The organism is Paenibacillus sp. FSL W8-0187, assembly GCF_037969755.1.
Lineage (GTDB): Bacteria > Bacillota > Bacilli > Paenibacillales > Paenibacillaceae > Paenibacillus_AQ.
The window spans coordinates 7,316,711-7,342,816 of sequence record NZ_CP150206.1 but is presented as its reverse complement, the minus strand read 5'-3'; the positions used below and the strand labels follow the sequence as shown (position 1 = coordinate 7,342,816).

The 26,106-nt window shown below is 46.0% G+C and carries 25 protein-coding genes and 1 pseudogene; 13 read left to right on the top strand and 13 right to left on the bottom strand.

Annotated features, from left to right (window positions below; all coding sequences use genetic code 11):
• The first annotated feature begins 874 nt into the window (after window positions 1–874).
• From MKY48_RS33275 to MKY48_RS33265, 3 genes are all read left to right on the top strand, one after another.
• The gene (locus MKY48_RS33275) at window positions 875–2,242 is read left to right on the top strand and encodes a trypsin-like peptidase domain-containing protein (RefSeq protein WP_215162906.1); all 1,368 of its coding nucleotides are present in this window, start codon (window positions 875–877) and stop codon (window positions 2,240–2,242) included.
• Between the two features lie 415 nt (window positions 2,243–2,657).
• Window positions 2,658–2,825 (top strand): CxxH/CxxC protein, encoded by a 168-nt coding sequence (locus tag MKY48_RS33270; protein ID WP_006207301.1) that lies wholly within the window; start codon window positions 2,658–2,660, stop codon window positions 2,823–2,825.
• Between the two features lie 188 nt (window positions 2,826–3,013).
• Window positions 3,014–4,066 carry a GTPase gene (locus MKY48_RS33265; RefSeq protein ID WP_339292072.1) on the top strand — a complete coding sequence of 351 codons (1,053 nt, stop codon included), beginning with the start codon at window positions 3,014–3,016 and terminating at the stop codon, window positions 4,064–4,066.
• A gap of 103 nt (window positions 4,067–4,169) precedes the next feature.
• Here the strand turns inward: MKY48_RS33265 and MKY48_RS33260 are convergent, their stop codons facing one another.
• From MKY48_RS33260 to MKY48_RS33250, 3 genes are all read right to left on the bottom strand, one after another.
• A complete protein-coding gene (locus MKY48_RS33260; protein WP_076326602.1) occupies window positions 4,170–4,463 on the bottom strand; it encodes a hypothetical protein in 294 nt (97 codons plus the stop codon).
• Window positions 4,464–4,571: 108 nt separating this feature from the next.
• On the bottom strand, window positions 4,572–5,024 hold the full coding sequence (locus MKY48_RS33255) for a HEAT repeat domain-containing protein (protein ID WP_339269089.1): 453 nt from the start codon (window positions 5,022–5,024) through the stop codon (window positions 4,572–4,574).
• Between the two features lie 41 nt (window positions 5,025–5,065).
• Window positions 5,066–5,242 (bottom strand): DUF3934 family protein, encoded by a 177-nt coding sequence (locus MKY48_RS33250; protein WP_076326604.1) that lies wholly within the window; start codon window positions 5,240–5,242, stop codon window positions 5,066–5,068.
• 266 nt (window positions 5,243–5,508) lie between these two features.
• Between MKY48_RS33250 and MKY48_RS33245 the strand changes: the two genes are divergently transcribed.
• From MKY48_RS33245 to rlmH, 3 genes are all read left to right on the top strand, one after another.
• Complete coding sequence (locus MKY48_RS33245) at window positions 5,509–6,087, top strand: TetR/AcrR family transcriptional regulator (protein ID WP_339269086.1); 579 nt, start codon at window positions 5,509–5,511, stop codon at window positions 6,085–6,087.
• A gap of 76 nt (window positions 6,088–6,163) precedes the next feature.
• A complete protein-coding gene (locus MKY48_RS33240; RefSeq protein WP_339292071.1) occupies window positions 6,164–7,288 on the top strand; it encodes a cytochrome P450 in 1,125 nt (374 codons plus the stop codon).
• A gap of 262 nt (window positions 7,289–7,550) precedes the next feature.
• Window positions 7,551–8,030, top strand: a complete 480-nt coding sequence (gene rlmH, locus MKY48_RS33235; RefSeq protein ID WP_213647598.1) for a 23S rRNA (pseudouridine(1915)-N(3))-methyltransferase RlmH — start codon at window positions 7,551–7,553, stop codon at window positions 8,028–8,030.
• A gap of 108 nt (window positions 8,031–8,138) precedes the next feature.
• On the opposite strand, the gene MKY48_RS33230 is transcribed toward rlmH, so the two are convergent.
• The gene (locus tag MKY48_RS33230; RefSeq protein ID WP_339269081.1) at window positions 8,139–9,011 is read right to left on the bottom strand and encodes an SDR family oxidoreductase; all 873 of its coding nucleotides are present in this window, start codon (window positions 9,009–9,011) and stop codon (window positions 8,139–8,141) included.
• 96 nt (window positions 9,012–9,107) lie between these two features.
• Window positions 9,108–9,971 (bottom strand): helix-turn-helix transcriptional regulator, encoded by an 864-nt coding sequence (locus MKY48_RS33225; RefSeq protein WP_339269079.1) that lies wholly within the window; start codon window positions 9,969–9,971, stop codon window positions 9,108–9,110.
• A 237-nt stretch (window positions 9,972–10,208) separates the two neighbouring features.
• Between MKY48_RS33225 and MKY48_RS33220 the strand changes: the two genes are divergently transcribed.
• Window positions 10,209–11,006, top strand: a complete 798-nt coding sequence (locus tag MKY48_RS33220) for an SDR family oxidoreductase (protein WP_339269077.1) — start codon at window positions 10,209–10,211, stop codon at window positions 11,004–11,006.
• Between the two features lie 369 nt (window positions 11,007–11,375).
• Entirely contained in the window at window positions 11,376–12,851 is a 1,476-nt protein-coding gene (locus MKY48_RS33215; protein WP_339269075.1) for a hypothetical protein, read from the top strand.
• Window positions 12,852–13,186: 335 nt separating this feature from the next.
• Here the strand turns inward: MKY48_RS33215 and MKY48_RS33210 are convergent, their stop codons facing one another.
• Window positions 13,187–13,420, bottom strand: a complete 234-nt coding sequence (locus tag MKY48_RS33210) for a hypothetical protein (RefSeq protein WP_339269073.1) — start codon at window positions 13,418–13,420, stop codon at window positions 13,187–13,189.
• 664 nt (window positions 13,421–14,084) lie between these two features.
• Window positions 14,085–14,381, bottom strand: a complete 297-nt coding sequence (locus MKY48_RS33205) for a class I SAM-dependent methyltransferase (protein ID WP_339269071.1) — start codon at window positions 14,379–14,381, stop codon at window positions 14,085–14,087.
• Window positions 14,382–14,417: 36 nt separating this feature from the next.
• On the opposite strand from MKY48_RS33205, the gene MKY48_RS33200 reads away from it, so the two are divergent.
• Window positions 14,418–14,864: a S41 family peptidase gene (locus MKY48_RS33200; protein ID WP_339269070.1), complete on the top strand. Its 447-nt coding sequence runs from the start codon at window positions 14,418–14,420 to the stop codon at window positions 14,862–14,864.
• A gap of 467 nt (window positions 14,865–15,331) precedes the next feature.
• Here MKY48_RS33200 and MKY48_RS33195 read toward each other — a convergent pair whose 3' ends face one another.
• Window positions 15,332–16,684, bottom strand: a complete 1,353-nt coding sequence (locus MKY48_RS33195; RefSeq protein ID WP_339269069.1) for an MATE family efflux transporter — start codon at window positions 16,682–16,684, stop codon at window positions 15,332–15,334.
• 137 nt (window positions 16,685–16,821) lie between these two features.
• Here MKY48_RS33195 and MKY48_RS33190 point away from each other — a divergent pair, with 137 nt between their 5' ends.
• On the top strand, window positions 16,822–17,508 hold the full coding sequence (locus MKY48_RS33190; RefSeq protein ID WP_339269067.1) for a TetR/AcrR family transcriptional regulator C-terminal domain-containing protein: 687 nt from the start codon (window positions 16,822–16,824) through the stop codon (window positions 17,506–17,508).
• 387 nt (window positions 17,509–17,895) lie between these two features.
• Here MKY48_RS33190 and MKY48_RS33185 read toward each other — a convergent pair whose 3' ends face one another.
• The gene (locus MKY48_RS33185; protein ID WP_339269065.1) at window positions 17,896–19,005 is read right to left on the bottom strand and encodes a PRK06851 family protein; all 1,110 of its coding nucleotides are present in this window, start codon (window positions 19,003–19,005) and stop codon (window positions 17,896–17,898) included.
• Window positions 19,006–19,337: 332 nt separating this feature from the next.
• On the opposite strand from MKY48_RS33185, the gene MKY48_RS33180 reads away from it, so the two are divergent.
• A complete protein-coding gene (locus MKY48_RS33180) occupies window positions 19,338–20,213 on the top strand; it encodes a DUF4261 domain-containing protein (RefSeq protein ID WP_339269063.1) in 876 nt (291 codons plus the stop codon).
• Window positions 20,214–20,452: 239 nt separating this feature from the next.
• Here the strand turns inward: MKY48_RS33180 and MKY48_RS33175 are convergent, their stop codons facing one another.
• The 4 genes and pseudogenes from MKY48_RS33175 to MKY48_RS33160 all read right to left on the bottom strand — a co-directional run.
• Window positions 20,453–21,772 (bottom strand): hypothetical protein, encoded by a 1,320-nt coding sequence (locus MKY48_RS33175; RefSeq protein WP_339269061.1) that lies wholly within the window; start codon window positions 21,770–21,772, stop codon window positions 20,453–20,455.
• Window positions 21,762–22,208 carry a sigma-70 family RNA polymerase sigma factor gene (locus MKY48_RS33170; RefSeq protein ID WP_339269059.1) on the bottom strand — a complete coding sequence of 149 codons (447 nt, stop codon included), beginning with the start codon at window positions 22,206–22,208 and terminating at the stop codon, window positions 21,762–21,764. The genes MKY48_RS33175 and MKY48_RS33170 overlap by 11 nt, the downstream gene beginning before the upstream one ends.
• A gap of 426 nt (window positions 22,209–22,634) precedes the next feature.
• Window positions 22,635–24,074 (bottom strand): lytic polysaccharide monooxygenase, encoded by a 1,440-nt coding sequence (locus MKY48_RS33165; protein ID WP_339269057.1) that lies wholly within the window; start codon window positions 24,072–24,074, stop codon window positions 22,635–22,637.
• A 300-nt stretch (window positions 24,075–24,374) separates the two neighbouring features.
• Window positions 24,375–24,548 (bottom strand): annotated as a pseudogene (locus tag MKY48_RS33160) (helicase C-terminal domain-containing protein); the annotation flags it as partial.
• A gap of 88 nt (window positions 24,549–24,636) precedes the next feature.
• On the opposite strand from MKY48_RS33160, the gene MKY48_RS33155 reads away from it, so the two are divergent.
• Both MKY48_RS33155 and MKY48_RS33150 read left to right on the top strand, forming a co-directional pair.
• On the top strand, window positions 24,637–24,918 hold the full coding sequence (locus MKY48_RS33155; protein WP_098749556.1) for a metalloregulator ArsR/SmtB family transcription factor: 282 nt from the start codon (window positions 24,637–24,639) through the stop codon (window positions 24,916–24,918).
• A 104-nt stretch (window positions 24,919–25,022) separates the two neighbouring features.
• Window positions 25,023–26,075 carry an LLM class flavin-dependent oxidoreductase gene (locus tag MKY48_RS33150; RefSeq protein WP_339269055.1) on the top strand — a complete coding sequence of 351 codons (1,053 nt, stop codon included), beginning with the start codon at window positions 25,023–25,025 and terminating at the stop codon, window positions 26,073–26,075.
• Window positions 26,076–26,106 lie beyond the last annotated feature (31 nt).

Genomic DNA, 26,106 nt, shown 5'->3' with positions numbered 1-26,106 from the left:
ATGATGTGTGGGTCGCCGAAGTCCCCTTCAACGTTGTGTTCTGGGACTGGATCGATTTGTCATGAGAGACTGATAATATTGCCATTTTCTTTACATAATTGTCCGGTATCCTGTTTAAGGGGGGAATGCGCGAATGAGGGTTGTAGGCTGCTAGGAATAGCGGATATGCCGGAAGAGAAGAGTTGGATTGAAGAAAATCCCTGCATAATGGAACCATTTGGTTGTCTGTACGTATACAAGGGTAATAGGTTCATTCGGGCAATTCGTTGTTATGAAATGAAGAATCTCTCATTGTACTGACTCTCAAAATTGCCATCAATTTGGCATTTGTTTTTATTAAAGAAAGCTGACGTGAACCTCTGTTCGTGTGGTACAATAGAAACCTAGAAGGTCTGAATGCTTCTGTTAAGCACTTGCATCGAATAAGTACCAGGGAGTTTGCATTTCTAAAATGCGGCCAGCCCAGGTTTTCCCATCTTTTTTTAGAAAAAACAGATGTTTTGCGCTTAAGTCGCCCTGTTTGTGGTAATAGAAGAATACAGGGTTTTTTTTGAACTGTTGGGTGGCAATACATACCTTTTTTGGAACTACATTTCAGGCTATGGATTGAAATATTCAATGTAAAGCCATATTTCGATAAAAGTTCAAGCAGAATGCTCAAAAATGCAACTTTTTTAGCCGCTGAAGAGTCTTTACAATAGAGAGATATTTAACAGGTGGTACGCTGCCGATTTCATAGGAAACTAGATACACTCGGTACAGGGCAGGTTGTTATGACGACAAGATGATTTCATAGGTCAGTCGGTAATGGCGGAGGGTCTGAAGCTGGTAAAGTATCTTGACGCGTAGCAACCAAGGGGAGAGAGGGATCGCAATGGGATTATTTGACGATGATTTCTATTCAACTAAAATTTCCAGACGGAGCAAAAATACCAGCGAGGACCGACCTGAGCGAACGAAGTGGCGGACGACCCGCCGTAAAAAGGGTTTATCGACATTCCAGATTTCCGCGATCAGTTCGGTGTGCAGTGCTCTGATTGCGGTGATGCTGTTCAGCTTCATAACGGGCCATCCTGCAACCTCTTCACCGATTACCCTGATTAATGGCAGCCATCAGCTGTCCACGTCCGATGGGGATCCCTATGAACGGATTATTAGCGTTGCTCAGAAGGTGCGACCGGTTGTTGTCAGTGTGCTGACACATAAAGAGAGCGCGGTGCCTGAAGAGGAAGGCCCTGAGGGAGAAGGGTTGGAAGAGGATTTCGGTACCCTGCCAGAGGAAGAGGGAGACTTTGAGCTTCCGGAGGGATTCGACTTCGGTGAGGATTTTGATTTCGGAAATGATTTCGGCAGTTCACAGGAAGACACCCTGGGCTCTGGCGTTATCTTCAAGAAACTTGAAGGCAAAGCCTTCGTGATTACGAATAACCATGTGGTTCAAGGTGCCGTTTCCCTTGAGGTTGTGCTGGTAGGCGGCGAGAAGAAGAAGGCGACGTTGGTCGGAACAGACAAAGTTAGCGATATTGCTGTTCTGTCGATTGACAGTAAAGGCATCGGAGAAGTCGCAGAGTTTGGGGATTCCTCCAAGCTTCGACTCGGCGAAACGGTCATCGCTATCGGCAACCCGCTGGGCCTGGGCGACACGCTCACATCCGGGATTGTCAGCTACACGAACCGTGTGATACCGGTATCCCTGAACCAGGATGGCATCTACGATTGGGAGCAGGCGGTCATTCAGACCGACGCTGCCATTAATGAGGGGAATAGCGGGGGCGCTTTGGTGGATTTGAACGGTAAAGTTATCGGCATCAACACGATGAAAATTGCGGACACCGGCGTAGAAGGGCTTGGGTTTGCAATTCCGGTCAATGAGATTACGGAGGTTGTAACCGAGTTAATGCTGAAGGGGCATATTGCACGCCCTTATCTTGGCGTATACACCGTGGACTTGGGTAACCCGTATGCTCCACTAAGCAAGAAGGAGAAGGAGAACCTCAAGCTGCCGAAGACGGTAACCGAAGGCGTGGTCGTGCTGGATGCGCTTGGACCTGCGCTGGATGCCGGCCTGCAGCTGAACGACGTGATCATCAAACTGGACGGCAAACCGATCACGACAACGCTGGAGCTGCGTAAGCATCTCTACCTTAACACGAAAGTGGGCAAAGACCTGGACGTGACCTTCTATCGTGACGGCAAGCTGCAGTCGCTGAAGGTGATGCTGGAAGAGAAGCCTGGAGAATAATGCAGGCTGGATTGGTTGACTTGGTTGGCCCAAGTCACTGCAGATTTTTTGGAGTAAATGTGCTTATCCATTGTTTAATGCAGTAGGTTCATGGGTATATATTATGGTTAGCGTTGAATAATATCCAATATAGAGAGATTGAAAAAGGTTAGATACGAGCCGTGAAACGGCCGCGAAGAAGAGCGTGGATTACGCTCTTTTTTTGCTGTCTGCATCGAAATAATGGTGGGTATAAGGACTTTGGATGTGAAATCCATGGATAGATAGGAAGCTTTTGTGGATTGAAAAACGGCCGGGATGAGCAAATGGGCTAAAAACATTTCTTTTTCTCGTAGAGTGTGGTAGAACAGAAGAGTGGCTATACTGGTTTGAAGAAAAACACAACATGAGGCGAAAGATAGAAAGGATGCATAGAATGTACGTCGTATGCAAGGAACATGTGGAACTAGCGATCGAAAATTTCGTGGATGAATATGAGGATGCCCCGGATATTGTTGATCTGAAGGAGACCGAGTTTTCGGACTGGGACCCACCGGTGAAGTGCGCGGAGTGCGAGAAGCATGCTGAGTTTTTAGTTGTGTAACGTGAATATTTAAATTAAATAAATAATCCAAATGAGAAAGCGTGATGAATTCACGCTTTTTTTGTTTAAAGAGATGTTGAAGTGAATAGAAGAAACAAAGCTTCGATGGACAGTCCTCCGTAGTGTATGATGGATGTATAGATTACACGGAGGCGCGGGTAACCTAGCGTGAATGGAGACGATCAGAAATGGGTGACTACAGAAGATCATGGGAAGACGAGATCAATCGGGCAGCCGATGAGGCCTATGAGAAGGAAATGGATGACATCAACCGACAGCTGAAGGAGGAAATTCTCATCGCTCTGATTGGTGATGTGAATACAGGCAAGTCCTCCACCATGAACCGGATCGTCGGTGAAGAGGTCGCTGGTGTCGGGGCAGAGCCTGGAGAAACGACGGAAATTAAACCGCATAAGTACAAGGAGCATATTTACTTCATGGATACACCCGGGTTGAATGATGTGAACACGGCGAACTCGGAGATCACCTTGAAATACTATAAACAAGCGGATATCGTTCTATTCTTCCTGAACGCTGCGGGTACGGTCTTCTCCGAGGCGGAGAAGAAATCCTTCGAGAAGATTCAGGACGTGAACTCCAACATCTTGATCGTGCTGAACAAAATAGACGCTGCAGATGAAATCGACCGCCTGGTAGCACGGATTAAGAAGGAGACCGGTGGGCATTATGAGGTTGCGCCGGTATCTTCACGGACGGGAGAGAACATTGACCGGCTGCGGAGCAGCATTCTGGAGATGCTTAAAAAAAAGTCTAAAGACATTCTCTTTGCCAAAAGTATCAAGGAGAAGTCAGCGACTGCCAACGGATGGATCATCGGAGCCTCGATCTCGGCAGGAGCGGTAGGCGCATCACCCATTCCGGGGTCGGATATCATTCCGATCACCGGCATTCAGGTGAGTCTGCTCACCAGGCTTGCGGTGCTGTACAATAGGCCGATCAGTAAGGAGACGGCGAAGGAGCTGGTCATTGCCACGATATTCGGGAATATCGGCAAGAGTATTTTTCGGCAGATTGTGAAGGTTTTCCCTGGAGCGGGGTCGGTCGCCGGAGCAACGGTAGCGGGTGCCACTACCCTGGCGCTGGGATATGCGGTGAAATACGCTTACGAGCACAACATCGAGATCAATACGGCGAATATTACGAAGCTCTACAAGAGGTTCAGGGAGAAGGCGGAGACGGAAACCGAATCGGAATCGGAATCCAAGTCCGAGTCGAAGTAAGGAAGACGATGTCGAATGCATTCCACATCTAACGGATGGAAATAGAAAAAGGGGCCAACGGCCCCTGATCATAGCTGCGTCATTGCAGCGACATTATCATGATTTACTTAATGGCCGCAGCGTGATCGGCTTTTGCCTGCTCCAGCATCGATTTCCAATCTGGGAAATCGGTTTCTCTTGAAACATGACGGTCAAACAGTTCATCCGGAATGTTATCGATATCTTCGTGCGTTTCCACTTGGAAGTTACCTTTTACCACAAAATCTCCAAAACTGCTGTGCGATGAATGTTTACGCATAAACGATTCATTGAACAGTTTTTCCAGAGAGATGTTATCCGGATCCTCCTGTACCGATTTTTGGCCTTGTAATTCCTTCAACAGATCATCAAACGACATGGGCTTTTGCTTTCTCAGAGTACCACTCCTATAACTAATATTTGTGTTCAGTATAACATAACCGGATTTCTCATATACAGAGTCAGCTCCGGAAGGCTTGACGCCTTGTTATCTTCTTAATAATGAAGACCAAGTCTGTTCCAGCCAGTGATCAAAGTCATCGCCCTTGTCACCTTCGTACGTATCGTAGATGTCGATTCTCATCTTTTTTAATTTCTCTTTGAAGTCTTCATACGTGTGGTCACGGGGAAGGCTTTTTTTAATGCGGAGCAACACCTTCGAAACGTCCTTCATCAGTTCGCCTTTGGGTCTTTCCGGCATCTGCACGTCCTCACCAAAGGCCAGGAGTTTACGATAGGCTGCCTCTCGCACTTGATAAACCGCATCCGTATTTAGTCTATGCAGCAAAATATCAATGGATTTCTGATTTTTCCAATTTCCCAACGCTTCCACCGCGTCTAACCGTTCTCTCCAATTGGCATTCCGGTTGGCGGAGCTTTTGAGCTCCTCGTAATTCTCGGGCATGTCCGTTATTAATTCTTGATTGTCCAAGCTCTTCATCTCCTTCAATATGATGTATCAGGTCGATCTGTACCATATGTTCATTTCGGGGTACCTTTATGATTCTCGGCTTCCGATGTACCGTCTGCCTGCTTGGCCCCTTTACTGGTATAAGGTTTGGGTTTACTCTTCGCTCTTCTCGCACTTGCATCCCAGCGGCTCCAGCCCTTCTTGCCTGTGCCTCTGCCTGTTCCGCCCTTGCCCTTGGATTTACTCAACCCATCACTCCGTTACGGTATATTCTTGTCCCTATATGCTGATTGTTTACCAGCACTGTTGAAATATACACTGTATTGGGCCATATGTATAGGATACCACGGAAATCAACATAAGAATCGAATTATATGGAGATTGAGATTTCGGTATAAGTAGGGGCATGTCTTCGGTTGACTAATTTTTGCCAGCATGGTATTTTATTTTTGAACTGACCAGTCAGAATAAGAACGGTGATCTGAAATTTAGTTGTGAAAGGGCCGATTCGATTGTGAGCAAAGATAAAATTATCCAAGCAGCCATTGAAGTATTCTCCGAGAACGGATATCACCGCGCAAGCATGGACGAGATTGCCGCCCGCGCACAGGTTGCCAAGGGGACTCTGTACTATAACTTCCCGGGCAAATCCCAGCTCTTCAAGACGGTGGTGAAGCAGGGCTTCGAAGATATTATGCAGCGGACGGAGGCAGATCTGAATTCCTCCCTGCCAATGAAGGAGAAGATTGAGCGCACGATTCGCCATCATCTGGATCTGTTTCTCGAATCCCGCCATTTCTCGCACATCGTATTTAATGAGATTTCGAACGGCATCGAGCAGGATGTTCTGGACGAGTTGAAGGAGCTGAAACGGAAGTATTTAAGCTTCCTGGCAAGCATCATCGAGGAAGGTCAGTGCGAAGAGAACCTGTGCCGTGCCGTTGATCCTAATCTGGCCGCTGCCAGTATTGTCGGAACGCTGGAGAGCACATGTAATTATTACCTGAATCATCAGGGTACGTATTCACGCGAGGATCTGGAGCGGTTTGCCTTCACGATGATTACCCAAGGCCTGTTTATATCGCTTGAATAAGCAAGGCCTTCTTTTTTTAAGCATGTATAACTGACCAGTCAGTTCAAATTAGCGATGGAAAGCGAAGGTGTTAAGCATGGAATGGAATAAGAACGGTTTACTTCCGCTGGAATGGTTCCGCCAGATGCGGACGGAATCTCCGGTGGAGGCAATTGAGGGTAATGGAGGCTGGAACGTTTATAAATACGTGGATGTTAAAGCCGTCTTCACGAATTACGAATTGTTCTCTTCTCAAGGGTCCTCTTCTTCCGATGATCCGATTGAATCCAGCATCTTGCGGCAGGATCCGCCGAAGCACCGTCAGCTGCGTAAGCTGGTATCCCATGCTTTTACGCCTCGTATCATAGAATCGCTTGCCCCCAAGATCCAGGAGATCACGACATCCCTGCTGGACGAAGCGGAGAAGAAGGGGAAGATGGATATCGTTGCCGATCTCGCAAGTCCGCTGCCGATCACGGTGATTGCCGAGATGCTCGGCGTATCGATGGAGGACCGGGAGCGATTTAAGGCGTGGTCGGACGCCCTGGTAGGTAACAATGAGGATGCTTATTATCAGTGTCAGCGTGAGATGAGCGAATACTTCTCCGAAATCGCGGAGAATCGCCGTCGTCATCCCCAGGACGATCTGATTACGAAACTGGTGGAGGCGCGCATTGACAATGAACATCTCACCGACCTGGAGATTATCGGATTCTGTATTCTCCTTCTCGTAGCGGGTAATGAAACGACAACTAATCTGATCTCATCGGCGGTGCTTGCCTTTGATAGCCTGCCTGAGGTCCGTGCAGAGGTACTTGGAGATTCAACGATGCTTCCAGGGGCAATCGAAGAAGTCTTCCGTTACTTCTCACCTGTTCAATTGATGTTCCGCAGCGTGAAGCAGGACACGGTGCTGCGCGGGCAGGAGCTGAAGCAGGGACAGTTCGTTTATATCTGGATGGCTTCGGCCAGTCATGACGAGGATGTGTTCGAGCAGCCGGACGTATTCAACATCCACCGGAATCTGAACCCGCATTTGGGCCTCGGAAGCGGCATCCACTACTGTATGGGCTCACAGCTGGCGCGGATGGAGTCCCGGATTGCCCTCCAGACCCTGTTGGATCGTTACCCCGAATTTCGCCGTGATCGCTCCGTAGAGCTGGAACGGATGGATAGCACGATGATGTTTGCGCTGAAGGAGCTGCCGGTCTTTTTAAAATAGACACGAAGAGAAGAGTCACTCTCAGAGAGCGGCTCTTTTTTTTCGATAATCGCTGTAAGTTGGTCAAACACAGTCGAACAAGCTTAGAAGTAAATGAGTTGGCAATCTCAAACTCTAATGCTCTGCTGGCTTTTGCGTTGACAAGGAAATGAGGGAGCTTGCTGTAGGAAGGCGGGGCGGGTCTGGGTATGTCCTTTAATTGGTGGCGGTACAATGTTAGAATGAACGACATAACAGCAGAGTTTAAGGAGCGAAAAACGCTATGAATATACAGATGGTATGCGTAGGCAAGTTGAAGGAGAAGTACCTGGTGCAGGGCATTGCGGAGTACAGTAAGCGTCTTGCGCCTTACGTGCGCTTGTCCGTGCACGAGGTGCCGGATGAGAAGGCCCCGGAGAACATGAGCGAAGCGGAGATGCGCCAAGTGCAGGAGAAGGAGGGCGTCGGTATTCTCAGCCACATCAAGCCGGACACGCACGTCATTGCTCTCGCGATCGGCGGCCAGCTGTGGTCCAGCGAGGACCTGGCGGCCCACATCGACAAGCTGGGGACGTACGGCACCAGTAACGTCGCCTTTGTCATTGGCGGCTCTAACGGCCTCTCCGAGGACGTACTGAAGCGCGCCCAAACGAAGCTCAGCTTCGGGCGGATGACCCTGCCGCACCAGCTGATGCGGCTGGTGCTGGTAGAGCAGATTTATCGGGCGGTGAAGATTAATCGGGGGGAACCGTATCATAAATAACGAAAAGCCCTAAACAAGCTCCCCTTTAAGTAGACAGGATTAATAAATAAACCGGCTACTTCAGAGGAGCATATCAGTTGCCGTGGATGTCGAATTCTTTGGTATCCTTTAAAATTGTTTTACCACATCATCTGAATCAGTGGAGTAAGCCAGCTCTTTCTGTGCTTCAAGAGCCGCCAGTCTGTCCAGCAGGGCTGCCCGGATTTGCTCATAGGCGTCACTGCCCAACGCCATACGTATCGGACCCTCTCCCTGGTCGACACGACGGATAATCTGCTGCGCCATTTTATCCGGATCGCCGACAACCATTTGATTGAACATGCTCATATCTATACCAGGCAGTTCTCCCTTCATCAGGCTAACGAATTGGCCCGCCTCCGTATCCCGGTATTCGTCCATCCGCTCGCCGAATACGGCGTTGCTTGTAATGAAATTCGTTCGGATTCCTCCGGGCTCCACCATAGTGGTCTTAATATTGAACGGAGCCACTTCCTTAGCTAGCGCTTCAAAGGCTCCTTCGACCGCCCATTTCGAAGAGCAATACAGTCCCATACCCGGAATAGAATAATGACCCGCCATACTCGAAATCTGTACCATGTGACCGCCGCCCTGCTTACGGAAAAAGGGCAGGACTGCACGCGCTGCACGTAGGGAGCCAAGCACATTGGTCATAAACTGATGCTCAATTTGCCTGTCGCTTGCTTCTTCCACTGCGCCATACAAGCCATAGGCTGCATTATTGACAAACACATCGATCGTGCCCAGTTCTAAAAATGCACGTTCCACCACTTCAGCAATTTGCTGAGAGTTTGTCAGATCTAAATTAGCCTGCCAAAGTTGTGAGCCATACTGTGCCTGCAGTTCATCCAGCACCCCCGGCTTGCGTACCGTTGCGGCTACACGGTCCCCCCTATCAAGCAACCGGCGAGTTATACGTGAAGCCAAGCCTCCTGACGCTCCTGTAATGAACCATGTTTGCATACTAAATACCCTCCAATCGTTGTCTTCCACTGAATCATACAAGCAACTGGAGGGTGCTAGCCACAGCACGTCTATTCTATTAACAGGAGTAACAGTCTACGGTAGCTGCCTGTCCTGCTCAAGTAAACGCAATAATCTCTCCTCCGTGCCTGAACCGGGCACCGGAACAAAGAAACACCAGTGCAGTCCCGGGTCATTATCGATTCCAGCCGCGGAATGGAGCTCGAACTCCATCTCCTGTGCGTCAGGAACACGGAATAAAGCGGTGGCTACGCGTTTTTGTTTGATTTCATATAGCTCCCAGAAATGTACGAACTCCACGCTTTCCCGCGTCAAGCGTTCAAACCGTTCCATATATAACGGGTTGTTCTTGTAAAGATCGAAGCCTGCCCGCAGAACGGCTACAGAGTAACGGGCAGCGCCTTCCCAATTCACCAGTCTGTTGCGGTAATCCGGCTTTAAAAACATAATGTCCATCATATTCCGTTCGTTGTCCGGCAGTCTGCCGAAATCGGCTACGATCAGTTCAGCCGCCCGATTCCAGGCGATAACATCCGTACCTTCGTCTGTGATAAAAGAAGGATAATGCAATTGATTTACGATTTTCTGCAGAACTCCCATATCCGGCCCACCGTTATTTGGCACTGTGACGACGCTCGCCACATCTACATTGGCCAGATCGAATAGATGCTTCTGCTCGTCTTCGTCAAGCTGAAGCGCTTTGCTGATACTTAGCAGCACTTCCGGCGAAGGATTAACCTCCTTGCCTTGCTCCAGCCAGGCATAGTAAGTCACGCTTATATTGGCAAGATAAGAGACTTCTTCTCTTCGAAGTCCTGGAGTGCGTCTTCGTCCGGGCAGCGGCTGGATCCCTGCCTCTGAAGGCTGCAAGCGTTCTCTGCGCGATTTTATGAACTCACCCAATGCGGATGAGAAACGATTTGTTTTCAAGCAGCTCACCTCTAATTACTTATATGGAAGAATACGTATCGTAATTAACCAAATAGACTCAAAGCACTTCGTATACGATCATTATAATCTCTATTAAGGTTTCGTTGCCACAAAAGAGAACCATAACGAGTACCGTTGCTGTTACTCTCGTTAATAATATAGACATTCTGTGGCTAACCCCTCCTACCGATAGTACGATTAAGATAATTTACATCAGTGCAGTGCTATCGATAGAGGCTTTGTATCTTGAATAAGTATGCATATAGAAACAAGCTGGCTGTAGTCACCGGTGCTTCATCCGGAATCGGGAAAGCGTATGCCAAAGAACTGGCGGCACGAGGCTGTCATGTCGTTCTGGCAGCGCGCTCCAAGGACAAACTGGATGCAATGGCAAGGGAAATCAACCGCCAGTACGGCGTACAGGCTTATGCGCTCGCTTGCGATTTGTCCAAAGTGAATGCCCCGCGTCAACTGGCCGAACAAATATCCGAACTGGGCTTGTCGGTCGATATTCTCATCAACAACGCAGGCGTTGGCACTTATGGCCGTTTCGAGGAAATAGACCCGGAGCGCGAGCAGGAGGAGATTCTGTTGAATACGGCTGCGTTAGTCGATCTTACGCATCGGCTGCTGCCCGATATGCTGAGGAGAAAGGATGGAGTCATCGTTAACGTGGCTTCGATGGCTGCGTTCATGCCTTGTGCATATTCTGCAGTTTATGGGGGTACCAAAGCATTTGTATTGTCCTTCTCTGAGGCGCTATGGGCGGAGACGCGCGGGCGTGGTGTTCGCGTGCTCGCACTGTGCCCGGGTGCAACAGAGACGGGATTTTTCGATGCGGTCGGCAGCGAGGAGATGGGAGCAGGTCAGAAGCTCTCGACCCCGGAAAAGGTTGTACAGGCCGGATTCCGCGGAATTGACCAGGGACGCAGCTATATCATCGATGGCCGTAGCAATTACTTTATGGCTCTAATGATCCGACTTTTCAGCAGGCGGAGGGTGGCTTTGATTATGGAACGTATGTCAAAACCAAAGAGGCACTGATAGCGGGGTCCGGTTCTTGACTTAGAGTCTCGATGCACTTGAAGATCACCAACAGTAAATCATATAGACATCATTTAACAATAAAACTCTTCATGGAGACTGGTCTTTCCAAGAAGAGTTTTTCGCCGTTAGACCCGTTAAGCTGAACTGTACCATAAGTAGGGCGAAATTTTTATGTGACGAAGCCATACAGGGATTGGGTTTGGTTAGATGGCGGTGCTCGCATGCGCTGGTTAGTGTGAAAACAAGGGAAATGATAAAGATGCTGCGGTTGATCAATTCTATAGACTAAGCGTTCGATGAAGCATAAAATACAGAGTATGTATACTATATGATTTTACATCCATAACAAACATGAGGTGACTTTTTATGGAAGCTGTCGAGGTTAAAATGAATCTAAAATTATTAGTTGAATCAAACGAATACATCAAGAATAACTTATTCTCTGCAAGTGAGGAAATACTAGCCGCTTTATTTGAAGATTCTATTTATTTGGTTAGTTACCTTTCAAAACTTGATTTTAATATGAGCATCAATTTATTACTTACGGATGCTAAAAGTTCATTAAACGACTGTTTGGACTTTTTTCAATCCAATAGTAATACTATCAAGATCTACAATATATTAAATAACCAATACAGCTCAATATTGGAAAATCTCATTAAAGAAACGGAAAGTTTTTTTCAAGCTAATTCTAAAAAGAATAAAGTCGGAATTTATGGAATCGATAATTCCCTATCAAAGATCTTGCCCCTACTAATGGATCTAGTTTCTAATGAAGTTGTCTGTTATGTGGAAGATAAACCAACCATCACATCATATGAGAATAAGCCATTAATAGCTTTAGCTGATTTGTCCCATACGACATGTGACTACTTAATCATTACTAAAAATATTTCAAATGAATTGTTGTGGACAATAGAATCCGGAATAATTGATATAAAGAACATTTTTGATTTACAGACTTTCCTGACTTTTTTCTGGAATAAAATATATGATTATGAAATGTTTACAAATTACAAGGAATACTATAGTACAAATGAGTTGGAGGGAATCATAACAGGTATTTCTTATCACTTGGTAGGAATCAATCCCGATTTCTTATCTAAAAAGATGGTCAATCTCGCTGTTTCCAGCCAAGATCTATTTTTCAATTACTGTACGGCAAAAAACGTTATTGAAAGCTATGCTGTCAATAAAACCATTAAACACTGCATAATTGGGTTAAGTTATTATAGCTTTCAATATGATTTATCACAATCTATATACAAATCGAAAACATATAACCACTATCCCTTTTTCAGAAATTTACATAATTTAGGTGATAATAAAGAAGCTGACTGGTTTAAGCAGCAATATCATAGATTTGAACCGATTACCCAAAAGTTATTATCAAAAAATTATATGTTTTTGCTGCACGAGTTGAGGAAAGAATCCTTTGATAAAGAGAGACTTGCATTGGTTTCAGGCTCAATTGACGAAGAAAAAAAGAAGTACGGTAAAATGTTAGCTGAACACGATAGCAATAGGAAATTCCCTCTTACAGTTGAAGAGAATATTGGTATCCTAAAAAATTATTTAGAGTTATTACATTCAAATAATATTAAGCCGATAATTCTAATTTGCCCGAAGACCAGATACTATAAGGAATATTTTTCGGAACACCGTATTGATGAATTTTATGGAATAATAAATAAATTTAGGGGGAATTATAAAATGGAAGTCATTGATTTGTATGATTCTGATATGTTTGATGATAACGATTATTATGATGCTATTCATCTTAATGCAAGAGGGGCAGAAAAATTAACCCGACATCTTGACGAATACTTAGGCTTCTCATAATAGTTTGACAAGCACTATACATACTTTGAAAAACCAACACTTAAAACATCACTTGACTACAAAATCTGATTCACGGCACGTGGAATCCCTTGGTTTGCGATGTAGCGGGTATGAATCACGCTTTCGAGCCTTTGGTGAATGTGCCGATACTTGGAGCAATTCCTAAAAAGAATAACGATGAGAATCTTAATAAAGGATTTATACTAGTTTTGGGTATCCTAGAGGATGCCCTTTTTTGCCGTTATGGAATATAGGGGGAACCGTATCATAAGTAGCGCAAGTTTTTTGGTGGTGATCTGGAAGCACCTTAACCGACGACGACTTGGGAGCGAACATCACGGTCCACTTTCAATTGCCTTCCTCAGTTCATTAGGATCGACATTGTTTAATTCCGCCAGTTTTGTAATTTCTGAACTGGTAAATTGAGTTGTCTTTCCGTCCAATGTTACAGAGACATCGGACGTTCCCTCCGTTCCCTGACTCACTGGTTGAGCAAATGCACTGGAAGAAAGAGCTAGTAACATTACGGAGGATAAAGCCATTCCTGATATGACTCTGAATAGATTCATTTGTTCGATCCTCTTTTCTATTTATTTTGATGTTTCTCCAAAAAAACTTTAATTTGTTTAATTATGGAAGCATCTAGATTTATAGTACTTCTATTCCACCGCTTAGTAAACAGGGATATTTTCCCAAGAATATTCTATCGATCGCATAACACAGTTGAACGACGCCGTTGCCGAGATGCTTGCAGTCCATCCCATTAGCATATGATATATGTACCGAAATTTCCCTGAAACGGCGACTGGTGTTGGTGGAGCAGGTGTACGGGCGGTGAAGATTAATCGGGGAGAACCGTACCATAAGTAACGGCGAAAAATTGGGGTGAAACGTCTCCTTAGTAACATATCAAATCTTCCTAGCAACAATGAAATATTCCTGAGAGCTTTTCTTCAAGCAATCCGATTCGACAATTGAAAAACTCCCTTTCTCAATTGTATCGATTAAATTTCGTATTTTAAATGATCTTATATTCGGCGTTAGACAACTCTACCTGCAATGAATAACAAGCTGCTTAGAAATTTCTTTTCTCCCATGCATGGTATTGCAGAAATCAATAATCCTCCCGGTTTCAACAGTTCATTCATTCGTTGCAGAACGATATGTTCATCTTCCAACAAATGCAGAACATGGAAGGCCATGATGGCATCAAATGAGCCTTTCTTATACCTTTCATCGAAAATGGTCGCATGAGCGTAGTTTATATTTGCGATGTTTCGCTCTTTTGCCTTTTTTTCTGCAATTGCGATCATATTCGAAGATATATTTAATCGCATGAATCCCTTTCACATATTTGGCAATTTCATTTGCTATCAACCCAGTGCCACAGCCGAAATCCAAAACAATGCTGCTTATTTTAAGATGCGTTTTCGTTCTTTTTATTATATTGATGTAAGTCTGTTCATCCTTCATGTCGATTTGATCATATTGACTTGCTGTTTTGTCCCAGAAACGTTCTGATGCATTCATTTCCGTTACACCTTCTTTTCTAGAGCATCCGCCCGGTTGAATCCTTTAAGGATTAGCCATATAGCCGGAAAGTTTGAACTGAACCGGAATGAAGTCGTCAAGGTCAAGCCCGTAAAGCCCTATTTCGACGGGAAGGTGGCCATCTTGATCAACAGCAGAACCGGAAGCTCAGGAGAAGGGATGCCTCTTGTTCTAAAAGGCGTACCCAATGTCAAAATCGTAGGGTTCACCTCAACGGCCGGTTCGTTCGGACTTATGAGCAGCCCGATCGAGATCAAGATGCCGGAAGGCTACGTCATCCAGTTCCCCGATGGAAGGTCGCTCAATCAGAACAAGAAGGTCCAGGGAGACGCCGACCAAACCGGAGTGGGGGGCGCGGTTCCCGATATCAAAATCCCCCTAAATGAAGAAACGTTCAAAGCAAGCATGATGGACGGGCAAGACGTCGAGTTGGAGTATGCAATCGAAGCGATGAAGAAATAAATAGACGACCGGTTTGGTTGGCCTTGCCCGTTAGAGATACCGCTTCAAACCTTTTGTCTCCATTTTTATTATTGTATCACTGTATCCCATTTGAGGGCTGGGATCAAAAAAAAACCATCTTTCACCCGATATTCATGTAAATCACCATTTAAGCTATATTGCTTCCAATGAAGATAGGTTTCAGTGACTATTTTAATCAAATCATTCTCAAATTCAGTAAACTTGTTTTGGGCTTGAATACTTCTCTTCTTTTAATAAAATCAAAAAAGAATGAAGTGATTCAACAATTCGATGTGCAGTTACTTGCTGTGCATGAATTGTTCGTGATAGTTTCCAAACCGCATCAATGTAAATAAAAATAAATCAAATGATCAGATATTTCTTGTATTCGGTGAAATTTTTGGCTTCACCGTATATAAAAAAGGCAGGGGGTGCCCTTATCCTCCCTTCTTGCGTGTTTTAGGTTTCTACTGTACTAAACTATCAAAATCCGGCTGCAATTTGTTCCGTAAAACATACAGCATGATGGCACCGACAAGGAATGCGACGGCATCCGCAATGACGAGCGACCAGACCACCCCGTGGAAGCCGTTCATCCGATTGGCGATATAGAGCACAGGAATCAGAGTAACTCCTTGAATAACGGACATAATAAACGCGGCCGTTCCTTGCGCTGTTGCTTGGAAGATCCCCGTAAACAACGTGGTCATTCCTGTAATGAACAAGGATAAGAACGTCACATGCAAAATGTAGCTGCCCATTTCTATTAATTGCGGGTCATTCGTAAATAAACCGATTAAGTGATCGGAAATCAGATAGACGATGACACCGAACACGACGGCTAACGCCACAATCGCTTTGATCGTAAATCCAATAGTTTGCTTCATTCGTAATTTATTAGCTGTAAAGGAAAAGGCAATGAGCGGCACGACTCCCTCACACAAGCCCATCAGAATAAACTCAGGAAATTGCAATAAACGTGATGAAATTCCGTAAGCCGCTACGGCCGGCTCTCCATATTCAACAAGAAAAAGATTTAAGATAAGCGACATTGCACCCAAAAAGATACTCATAATAAAGACGGGAACTCCGATTTTGAATACATTGCTCAGAATCTCCTTGGAAGCTTTGAACCATTTTACGGAGACGGTTAAGAATTGGCTCTTGTATCTAATATGGAAGGCGTAGAATGCACTCGCAACCAAGTTGGAAATGACCGTAGCAGACGCAACGCCGATCACATCCCAATGGAACATGAAGATGACGAACGCATCGAGAATAATATTGACGACCACACTGAGAATCATACCGATCATCGATGTGATGGCTGCACCCTCCGAGCGCACGATATTCTCCAGCGTGAAGAATAATACGACGATTGGTGAACCGATAAGCATAATCGTGACATAGTCCTTCGTGAATCCGAAGGAGTCAGGCGTTGCCCCCAGGCCATAAACGATGGGATCGATCAACGGGAGACCGACGGCCATCACAATCAGACCGAGAACCAAACTGCTGTAAAAAGCGAATGACGATACTTGCTTTACGTCATCATATTTTTTCTCTCCCAGCAATCGAGAGATGAATGTACCGCTACCCATGCCAATCAAGTTGCCTAGCGCCATAATAATTGCGAATAACGGCAAGGTTAGCGCGAGTGCGGTTAACATGGCGGTATTGTGAAGTGTACCAAGGAAATAGGCATTCAAGATGGAATAGATGACACTCATTGACGTGCCTAGCATCATAGGTACAGCGAAGTGAGCTACGGCTTTTCCGACCGGGGCTTTTTCAAAGTAATGGAGGTTTTCTGCATCCATGCGGGTCACTACTTTCTTTATTTATTTTGAGTTCAATCTTACAGTGTTAGTTTGAACCTTACAGTGTTAGATGATATCATGAACCTATGAACCTGTAAAGTATAAACTTACACTGTTAGATAAAAGGGCGGATAACGATGAAAAAACAGCAACCTCAGATTTCGGAGGATAGGATTTTGGAAGCCTCGTGGGAGTTACTTGGTGAGGAGGGGATCGAGAAATTCAGCATGAGACGATTGGCCGTTAGGCTTGGGATTCAGGCTCCCTCTATATACTGGTACTTTAAGAGCAAGCAGAATCTCTACCAGCGTCTGGCCAACCAGGTATCGAAAATCATTCTGGAGGAGTACCACTCCGATGGGGACTGGAAGGAGCAGCTAAAGGGGCTTGCGGTAACGGTCCGAAGCGTGCTCAGCCGGTATCCTTGCTCCACGCAGCTCATGATGTCGACGCTGCCCCACGAACCGGACATCATCCGGTTCACCAACCGTATGCTGCTTTGCGTGGAATCGACGCCGCTTGAGCAAGAGCAAAAAATACAAGCGGTTCTTACGATTATGAATTATGTCTTCAACTTCGTTCTGGACGATTATGAGCACCAGCGCAATGTCTCCGCGATTCTTAAGGACCATGGAGCGGGAGCGCTTCCGGGTGAGGAAATGACTCGCCTTCTGGATTCCATGAGCGAGACGGATGCGGGACTGTTCCGGAGAATGTTCGCGAACGGGCTGTTCGAACTGATGGGGACCGACAAGGCGTTCGAGTTCGGCTTGAAGCTGATTCTGCTCGGGATTGAGCAGGTGATAAAGGAGCAGGAGAAGTAGGAAGTAAGAACCGCCAATCCGGTGATCGGATGGGCGGTTTCGAAAGGCTTACCGTTTAGTCGCACCAAAATTCGCCCTATAGATGATACGGGGAACCGTATCATCTATAGGGCGAATTTTGAATGCAATCGGTCACCGTAATTAAATATATCTCTACACGACACACGTTATAGTGTGTCTCGCATCTACGAGAAAACGGCGATTGTACACGCAGATAAGAGAGATGTATTCATGAATAAAGGGAGAGCACTTCGTTGCAGTCCCATACGCACAGTCGTTTTGGAGAAGGCCATAGGAGAAGTGGAAGCCGATTCAATTTCAAACGGGACTTAGCTTGCATTAGACTGCTGAGCCCCGTCAGAAATAGAATGCTTTTGGGTTGTATCTTTATTTTGAAAGCTGAATGGAGTTGATCAGTTCATTCAATTCAGACTGTAATTGCAGATGGAGTTTCTCTACGATCGAATAATCTGTGGCTGCAACATAGTAGGCCTTAATTTGAGAATCGATGGCTTCGGCTTCCGCCAGATGGGAGGTGGCCTCTTTCATTTTTGCCGAATAGCGCGCTTTGATACCGGCTATTTCGGCAGCATGAGCTTCATCTGTTCCAGGTGCTACAGTCCGTGTATACATATCTAGGATCTCATCCCCGTCCCGATCCGGAAAGTATTCATGTGGAGCGGTACTGTCGAAGATAGCTGTTCGAAGCTTCGGGAATATCAACATATCCAAACTGTTCGGATCAAAGCCGCAATGAAACACTTGAACTTCGATTCCTTTCTGTTCGGCAGCGGAGGCAAGCTTTTTCAGCAACGTCGATTTGCCAGAACCCGCCCTTCCCTTGATGAAAATCCGTCTTTCCAGCTGAGCGGTCAAGCTTTGAATAAAATCGAATGCCCCCCTCGGAGTCGCAGCTCCGAAAAATAAGTGACGTGAAGCGGTTGGCGTATCGCTTTCATGACCGACGTATAATTCTTGAATCAAATCCTGCGCAATCTGGTCGGCCTTCGAGAAATCCATATTTTCGATATAATATTTTTCCCACTCGTCATGAATCTGCAATGCCATTGCGAACGTTTCATACGCTTTTGAATAGGCGCTCTCAAGCTTGCCTCTAAGATCTTCTATCGTTATGAAGTGTTCCGGTAAAATAAGGCTGTTATCAAACGCTTCCTCGAAGTGGATAAAGACGATTTCACCGGCCCCGCTATCCGAAATCCCCTTACAGACTCGCCCGTCGACAATACCAACCTTCAATTCCGTTAAAATGATGCCATCCAGTTCGTCGGGACGGAGAGGGGAGTGGAAGCATTGCACATGCAAGTCTTTATCCAGCAGGCTATCCGCCAAGCTTTGAATGACCGTCGATTTCCCCGTACCTTGGGGCCCCGTAAGGACAAATATCTTGTTTAGCCCATCAAATGCGGATGTATACAAGAAATGAGCTCCGTGCGCAGTGTTGCCGTGGGCAAAATAGTGAGATGATTTTACTACCAACTTGAAACACTCCTTTGTGCCTATTCCGATTAGCAAAGTTTACAGAATAAGCATGATTGGGATAAGTGCCTATTCATTTGTATATTCCGCATTGTAAAAAATGGTGTTCGTCCGATCCCATGTTTTTCGCTATTTGTTGACGGGGCTACAGAAGGTCCAGTTTCACCCGACTGCTTTGATAGGCGTAAGGCAGAGATGGGATTTCGGATTTGGGAAAGGCTGTAACCCCCTAGATCCGACTTTGGAATCAATTTCCTGGCCGGACTTGCGTGAACCGTGCGGCAATCTCTATAGTAGAAGGGAACGACATACGAACGGAGTGGTAGGGTAGAATGGAGAGCGGACGCGTGCTTCAGCAAGATTTGGATGAAAAAAGTGAGTTTCAGCGGTTATTTCAAATGTATCTGCTGTTTGAGGAGAAAGTGGAACGGCCGAATGCGGAAGCCGTCCGGAATGCGTTAGAAACCCGATGCGGGAAAACGGATACCGTGTCGGCAGATGGCGCATTGTCGTCGTTTGCCGTAGAGGCTTATAAAGTAGCCTACCAGGAGGGGAACTTGCCAGCTCAGGTGATGATGGCAGACGTTACTCCTTTTCAACCGGAGACGATTACCGACTTGGAGCGCACCCAGTTTTGGACGATGCCGGACGCCGAGGACGTTCTGGAAAAATGCCGCTATAAGCTGCTGATCAGCGACTTCATGGCGGCGGGGCTGGACTATAAATCGCGCAGCGCCTTATTGGCGGATTGGCTGGAGGCTGCCGTAAGTCTATTCCCCACCTGCAAAGCGATCTGGATTCCATCAAGCGGGAAATTGCTGCATACGGCCGAAATTGCGGATAATCCGTACGAAGGAGCTGCCCGGTTCTTGCAGTTCGGCATGAATATCCGCTATTTTACCATTCATGGGACCGAAGACAGCTTGATCGATTCACTCGGTCTCTTTGCGCTCGGCCTTCCGGATGTCCAGTACCACTTTCATACATTGGATCCGAATGACGTGTCACGGCATGCATTCAATGTCGCAGCCTACTTGTTTGAAGCGGATGTGCCGGTGAGCGAAGGTGAAACGATCGCTGGCTTGCTGAATGGGGAGATGGCGCCGGACGTGTATTGGCCCTGCAGGTTCGAAATGTCGCTGATCCAGCCTTCCAGAGAAGTGATGGACGTCAGTCCGGGCGAATATGCGGCAGGAGAACGGGAATAAGTCCGGCCGACGTATGACCGAGCACCTCGCGCCGAGAGTCGCGTGAGGTGTCCCGATCAGCCGACTGAATCGTCATGTAAGGAAGCTTTTCGTACAAACAAAACAGAGAGAGCAACACGTAGTGGCAGTCACTCGTGTTGCTCTCTTTTCTAATTACTAGGCTTCTTAACGACGGGAATTCAAACTTCCATTTTAGTACATGCAGTCGCCATGATCATTTAGACCAGAGATCTCTGCTCTTATTCGTGTTCGACGACCTGTTTGCTCTTAAATTTATCTGCTGCTATTTCAAATTTCCATGGCCCCTTCATATCAATAATCGGTTTGGATACAGTAACATCCAGTTTCGTCGAGTTAGGATCATATTTCATCGAGAAAAATTCCATCACGCCAGTTGTTGGATCATATGCCTTAGATGCTCCAAAATTAATATCTGTGTAAGCATCGAAGCCTATTAAAGAATGGCTTAGCTGCAGCGGATTTGGCATCTCTACATATATCTCTATGTAGTCTTCGTTATCCTTCGATTTGAATTTTTTAAATTTAGTTAGTTCTACGGGGTAACCTGCTATGTCGAAGGATTGGTTTAATGGACCTTCTTCTCCGTCAGGAATGTTGATCGATAATTTGACTTCTTCTCGCCCGACAATCATCAATTGCGGAATGGTTAACGTGTATTGCTTAACATCTGAGTCTCCCAAGTTGAAATAAATGTCTTTAAAAGGAATCCATGTGCCCTTGTTATCTATCGGATAGTCATTACCAAGTTCATCCGTAACAATGATATTTTCATTCAATATAATAAGATCACCTTTCTCAGCAGAACTACTATAAAAATCTTCAGAATACCTGAATGGATTCGAGTGTTCCGTACTTAAAAATATTCTGCCCTTATGACCCGCAGGAGTTGGAATAGCCGTAATCTTTAGATCATGGACTTCCACGGATCCTCCGATCGAGTTTAGGCTGTCAATGCTATCCACCTTGCTAAGTGGAATGGTAAAGACTTCATTGGGTCTATCTAAAAAAAACAATTGTGCATGATCTTTAGCATCAACCTGACTAGCGAACTTTAATGTGATATGTGAGCCGTAAGCATGAGAAGATGAAGCTTTGTGGACCTTACCAGATTCGTCCTTGATTCTAATATCGTAAGAATAGTTTGGATATACGTTCATTTCAATTGTAGTCAAATCCTTTTGAACCAACATAGCAGTTACGGTAGCGCCGGTCTGATTGCTATTTTTAATATCAATGGGTTCTGTCAGCATATAAGAGTCTGTGCTACTCTCTTGAACCACACCGATTCCTGGAATGAATTGCAGAGCCCTTTGAATGGCCGCTGAAAGATGGGGATTGAATGTAACGGCTGCGCTAATGGAGAGTACGCCGATCAAGGAAGCAGCAACAACTCGATTCATAACCCGCTTCCTCTTTTTTGGAGCAGCTAATGCCGCATCCCATTCTTCTTTCGCTTGATGAATGCCCATTAAACTTCGTTCATGAAGCATTGCAGGAATAGGGATTTCCTCAATGGCTTGTTTTATATTATTGCTCATATACAGACTCCTCCTTAACTACCTTCCTTAGCTTATGCAAGGCGCGGTATAGTATCGTTTTGCTAGTACCGAGAGGGATTTGCAGGACTTTGGCAATCTCCTTGATCGTGAAATCATGATAGAATCTCAGCAGGACTACGCTTCGTTCATCCTCATCTAACTGTTCAATTAATTGTTTTAATGAAATCGAAAGCGGCACATCGTAATCCTCATTACTGACAGCGAAATCGATGTGTTCGGGCTTTAGATGAACGACTTCTTTCCGCTTACGAAGCAGATCGATTGCACAAGTTATACAAATTCGGATTAACCACGTTTTAAAATATTTTGGTTCCCTCAGGGTCGCAATTAGCTTGAATGAGCGATAGGCAGTTTCCTGGATGACATCCAAAGCGTCCTGTTGATTGTTCACGTACACGAAGGCTGTTCGATACAATTGCTGCTCATATTGTTGAAATAGCGTGATGTACGCATGGTGATCACCTGATCGTGCTTTATGTACGAGATTTTCTATTTTCCTCACCCACTTTTTAGACCATATATCTAATTAGACGTGCCAAAGCTAGGAATGGCTTTATTATCCAAAAATTAATTCGGGGAAATGGTTCAGTGGTACGGGGATTAAATTACCTCCCCCGATAGCGGAGAAGGATGGAACTGCTTGTCCAGCAAGTTCTGAGGGGTTTCGGAGACAGAGAGTGTGTTAGTTGGAATAGTTCATTTTGCCATAGATTCGCCCTGTTCCTAACTGTGGAGTTTAGGGAGATTTGTAGGGGGATAGTCCAAATAAACAAAAACGGCTTCACCGTCCCAATAGGACGGCAAAGCCGTTTTTTTATGCTGCAAAAGTGGACTTCATTCTTTATTGTACAACCTGCCAAACATCTAATTTACTAGGCACATTGCCTTGCGTCCACCACTTGGCTTGGTACGTAACTCCTTCATATATGACGCGATCTCCGCCATTGTAAGCTTTGCTCGCATTCCATACTGGCGTTTTGCTGCTGTTCAATAGCTTCCATGCATCAGAAGTATCCGGCTGATCGCCTTGCGTCCACCACTTCGCTTCATATTCTATGCCTTGAAACAGAACGCGGTTTCCGCTTGTATACACCTTGGCTGATTCCCACTCTGGTAATTGTCCGGTTGGCTGTTCTTTTGTTTTCACTGTAATAGAGTTGCTCGCATCCGATATATTGCCTGCTGCATCAACCGCCTTCACAAAGTACGTGTACTCTGTGTTTGGCTGCAAGCCGCTGTCCGTTGCCATTGTACCTGTTACCGTCTGTACTTTAACGCCATTACGATAGACTTCATAATGCTTCACCCCTACGTTATCCGTAGATTCGTTCCACATTAGATTGATCGTCGAGGTCGTCTGTCCCATAGTGTGCAAGGATGTCGGTGCCGTTGGAGCAGTTGTATCATCAACCGGGATTGGCTTCGTTGTCACTGTAATCGCAGCACTTTCCTTGGAAACATTGCCTGCCGCATCCACAGCCTTTACTGTATATGTGTAGGATGTATTTGCTTCCAAACCTGTATCGACAACCGATGTGCCTGTTACCGTCTGTACCTTCACACCATTACGGTATAAGTCATAATGACTAACTCCTACGTTATCGGAAGCCGCATTCCAGCGTAATTCAACAGTGTTCGTCGTTTGTACAGGAGATGCCACAGCAGTAGGCGCCGTTGGTGCCGTTGTGTCCTCTGGGTTTGGATTCCCGTTATCATCGTTAATCAAATTCACATCCATTACCTGATAAAAAGCATTCACCGTATCTGCAATTTCCCATACACCCAGAATCACATGATAGCCGCTGCGATCTGTCGGCACGTTAATTTGGTGTACAACCGTTGTTGGCGGCTTGGCTCCACCATCGTTAAACGTCTCGATAGGCTCCAAATCAGCACGAGCTAACGGTTTGTCGGGGTTCCAATCTTTCTTGGTGATGTAATATTTCCATTCTCTCGTAGCGTGTGGTGCAGTTAATGTCCACTTAATGGTATTCTTGCCGCCATTCATCGTTACTTTACTCCAGCGACTAGCTGTCTGCTCGTCAAGCTGTGGGAACACACCAGCACCAGCAATTTGGCCATCAGCAGGCCCTTTAGCCGGGAAAGTCCCTAATCCTTCCACGCTTTGCGGCTCGTATTGCACGGGACCGCAGTTTTTGTTCGTCAGATCCTTGCACAGAGCAGCACGACTAGAGTGAATATAACCATGAGCAGATACTTGATCCGCAAATATAATTGATCCAATGACTCCACATACGAGCAGCGGTGCTATTTGCAGCACCTTTTTCCTCCAAGAATTATTCCTTACCTCTCCATTTCGGTTTAACCGCTTAAACTTTTTACTAATCATCGTCTCGCTCCTTTAAATTAATTGCTGTCTCTAATGAGATACCAATAATTATCGGATAATGTGGCAGATTATGTATAGAAATCTGGTGAAATAATTCCAATGGCGCATCTGCTAGTCCTACTCCTTCGTACGAATACATTTTCTCTAAGTTAATTGAACTAGATAGAATTGTGCAACCCCTCTTTATTCGCTAATAGGCAGTCTACTCATCTCCAATACCTCATACTCCCTTCACTCTTCCGGCAGCAGACTCCTGTACATAGCTTGCAAGTACCGATCATCGACTAGCATCAGAATGCCGCTCTCCTGTTCTGAGCGAATTAATCTGCCGCCTGCTTGCAATACTTCTTTCACGGGGTACACGTAGGCGTAGTCATTGCCATTCTTACCTGTGCTACTAAAGTAATGCTCCCCTTTACTTTTGAATGGCTTGGTGCTAATATTGATTTCGATAGTTATAGAACTGCAGAAGGGATACGGGGAGGTGATTATCATGGGAGAAAATCAGGAAGATATCGGGCAAGCGGTTAAAGTGTATAAAGCTTTGGGGGAACCAACCCGGCTGAAAATCGCTCTACTGCTCGCGAAAGAGAGCAATTTATGCTTTACTGCCGTCGGTGAAAGGCTTGAGTCGGTTGCAGGCTCGACGCTATCGCATCATTTGAAGCAATTGACGGACTCTGGCTTGATTGATTCTCGCAAGAATGGATCGTATATTCACTATAACGTCAATCGAGAAATAGCAGAAAAATTTGCGCCCTTTTTGCTGGCGTAATTTTTTCCAAAATCACTTCGATATGTTTAGAACAATAGAAATGGTAAGAATTATACTTGAATGAAGTTTTAGCGAACGAATCGATTAAGAAGGAGAGAATGACTATGAGCGATCAAACGAATACGATGGAGATTGGAATGAGCACTTTCCTCCATGCAATCCCCCGAAATGGCGGTGTCTCACATGCCGAGAGGCTGCGCCAAGCGATCGAAGAGATGCAATTAGCAGATCAAGTTGGCCTCGACGTCTATGCCGTCGGCGAGCACCATCGGATCGACTATACAAGCTCGTCGCCAGCTGTCATTCTGGCCGCCGCTGCCGCTACAACGAAGCGGATCCGGCTCTCGAGCGCAGTGACGGTGCTATCTTCGGATGATCCGGTGCGGGTGTACCAGGACTTTGCAACGCTGGACGGTCTATCGAACGGGCGAGCGGAGATCATGGCCGGACGGGGATCGTTCATCGAATCGTTTCCGCTATTCGGTTATGACCTAAGAGATTACGAGGAATTGTTTGAAGATAAACTGGAACTGCTGTTAAAGATTCGGGCCTCCGAAAAGGTGACCTGGCGCGGCGGTCATCGCCCGGCGATTGACAACATGGGCGTCTATCCTCGTGCACAGCAGGAGCCTTTGCCTGTCTGGATCGGCACAGGGGGCAACCCGGAATCAGCTGTTCGGGCCGGTTTGCTGGGACTTCCGATTGCCTTCTCTATCCTGGGAGGGGAGCCGCAAAGATTCGCACCCTTGGTTGAGCTTTATAAAGAGGCCGCCGTGAAAGCCGGTCACGATCCGAATAAGCTGCAAATTGCTACGCATTCGCATGGCTTTATTTCGGATACGACAATAGAGGCAGCTAAGCGGTATTATCCTGTCATGGCCGAGCAAATGAACCAAATTGGTCGGGAACGAGGCTGGTCTCCCTATACACGTGACTCGTACGATTCAGCCCGCAGCCTGCACGGCGCTCTTTATGTCGGAGATCCCGAATATGTCGCAGAGAAGATCGTGCTGCTGCATAAGAACCTAGGCTTGACTCGATTCATGATGTACAATGATTTCAGTTCATTGCCGCATCGCGACTTGCTGCGGACGATTGAGCTTCTCGGCACCAAAGTAGCGCCGATTGTCCGTAAGGAGCTCGCCCGTCAGACGTAAGGCTATAACGCTTAAAGCAGAGTACGAATGC

Bases quoted from the DNA above. Each gene is read 5' to 3' on its own strand.
- MKY48_RS33255 (WP_339269089.1), bottom strand. From the start codon at position 5,024: ATGAAGAGCTTGGACAATCAAGAATTAATAACGGACATGCCCGAGAAT.
- rlmH (WP_213647598.1), top strand. From the start codon at position 7,551: ATGAATATACAGATGGTATGCGTAGGCAAGTTGAAGGAGAAGTACCTG.
- MKY48_RS33210 (WP_339269073.1), bottom strand. From the start codon at position 13,420: ATGAATCTATTCAGAGTCATATCAGGAATGGCTTTATCCTCCGTAATG.
- MKY48_RS33270 (WP_006207301.1), top strand. From the start codon at position 2,658: ATGTACGTCGTATGCAAGGAACATGTGGAACTAGCGATCGAAAATTTC.
- MKY48_RS33150 (WP_339269055.1), top strand. From the start codon at position 25,023: ATGAGCGATCAAACGAATACGATGGAGATTGGAATGAGCACTTTCCTC.
- MKY48_RS33275 (WP_215162906.1), top strand. From the start codon at position 875: ATGGGATTATTTGACGATGATTTCTATTCAACTAAAATTTCCAGACGG.
- MKY48_RS33215 (WP_339269075.1), top strand. From the start codon at position 11,376: ATGGAAGCTGTCGAGGTTAAAATGAATCTAAAATTATTAGTTGAATCA.
- MKY48_RS33175 (WP_339269061.1), bottom strand. From the start codon at position 21,772: ATGAGCAATAATATAAAACAAGCCATTGAGGAAATCCCTATTCCTGCA.
- MKY48_RS33230 (WP_339269081.1), bottom strand. From the start codon at position 9,011: ATGCAAACATGGTTCATTACAGGAGCGTCAGGAGGCTTGGCTTCACGT.
- MKY48_RS33265 (WP_339292072.1), top strand. From the start codon at position 3,014: ATGGGTGACTACAGAAGATCATGGGAAGACGAGATCAATCGGGCAGCC.
- MKY48_RS33190 (WP_339269067.1), top strand. From the start codon at position 16,822: ATGAAAAAACAGCAACCTCAGATTTCGGAGGATAGGATTTTGGAAGCC.
- MKY48_RS33155 (WP_098749556.1), top strand. From the start codon at position 24,637: ATGGGAGAAAATCAGGAAGATATCGGGCAAGCGGTTAAAGTGTATAAA.
- MKY48_RS33205 (WP_339269071.1), bottom strand. From the start codon at position 14,381: ATGAATGCATCAGAACGTTTCTGGGACAAAACAGCAAGTCAATATGAT.
- MKY48_RS33260 (WP_076326602.1), bottom strand. From the start codon at position 4,463: ATGTCGTTTGATGATCTGTTGAAGGAATTACAAGGCCAAAAATCGGTA.
- MKY48_RS33240 (WP_339292071.1), top strand. From the start codon at position 6,164: ATGGAATGGAATAAGAACGGTTTACTTCCGCTGGAATGGTTCCGCCAG.
- MKY48_RS33180 (WP_339269063.1), top strand. From the start codon at position 19,338: ATGGAGAGCGGACGCGTGCTTCAGCAAGATTTGGATGAAAAAAGTGAG.
- MKY48_RS33195 (WP_339269069.1), bottom strand. From the start codon at position 16,684: ATGGATGCAGAAAACCTCCATTACTTTGAAAAAGCCCCGGTCGGAAAA.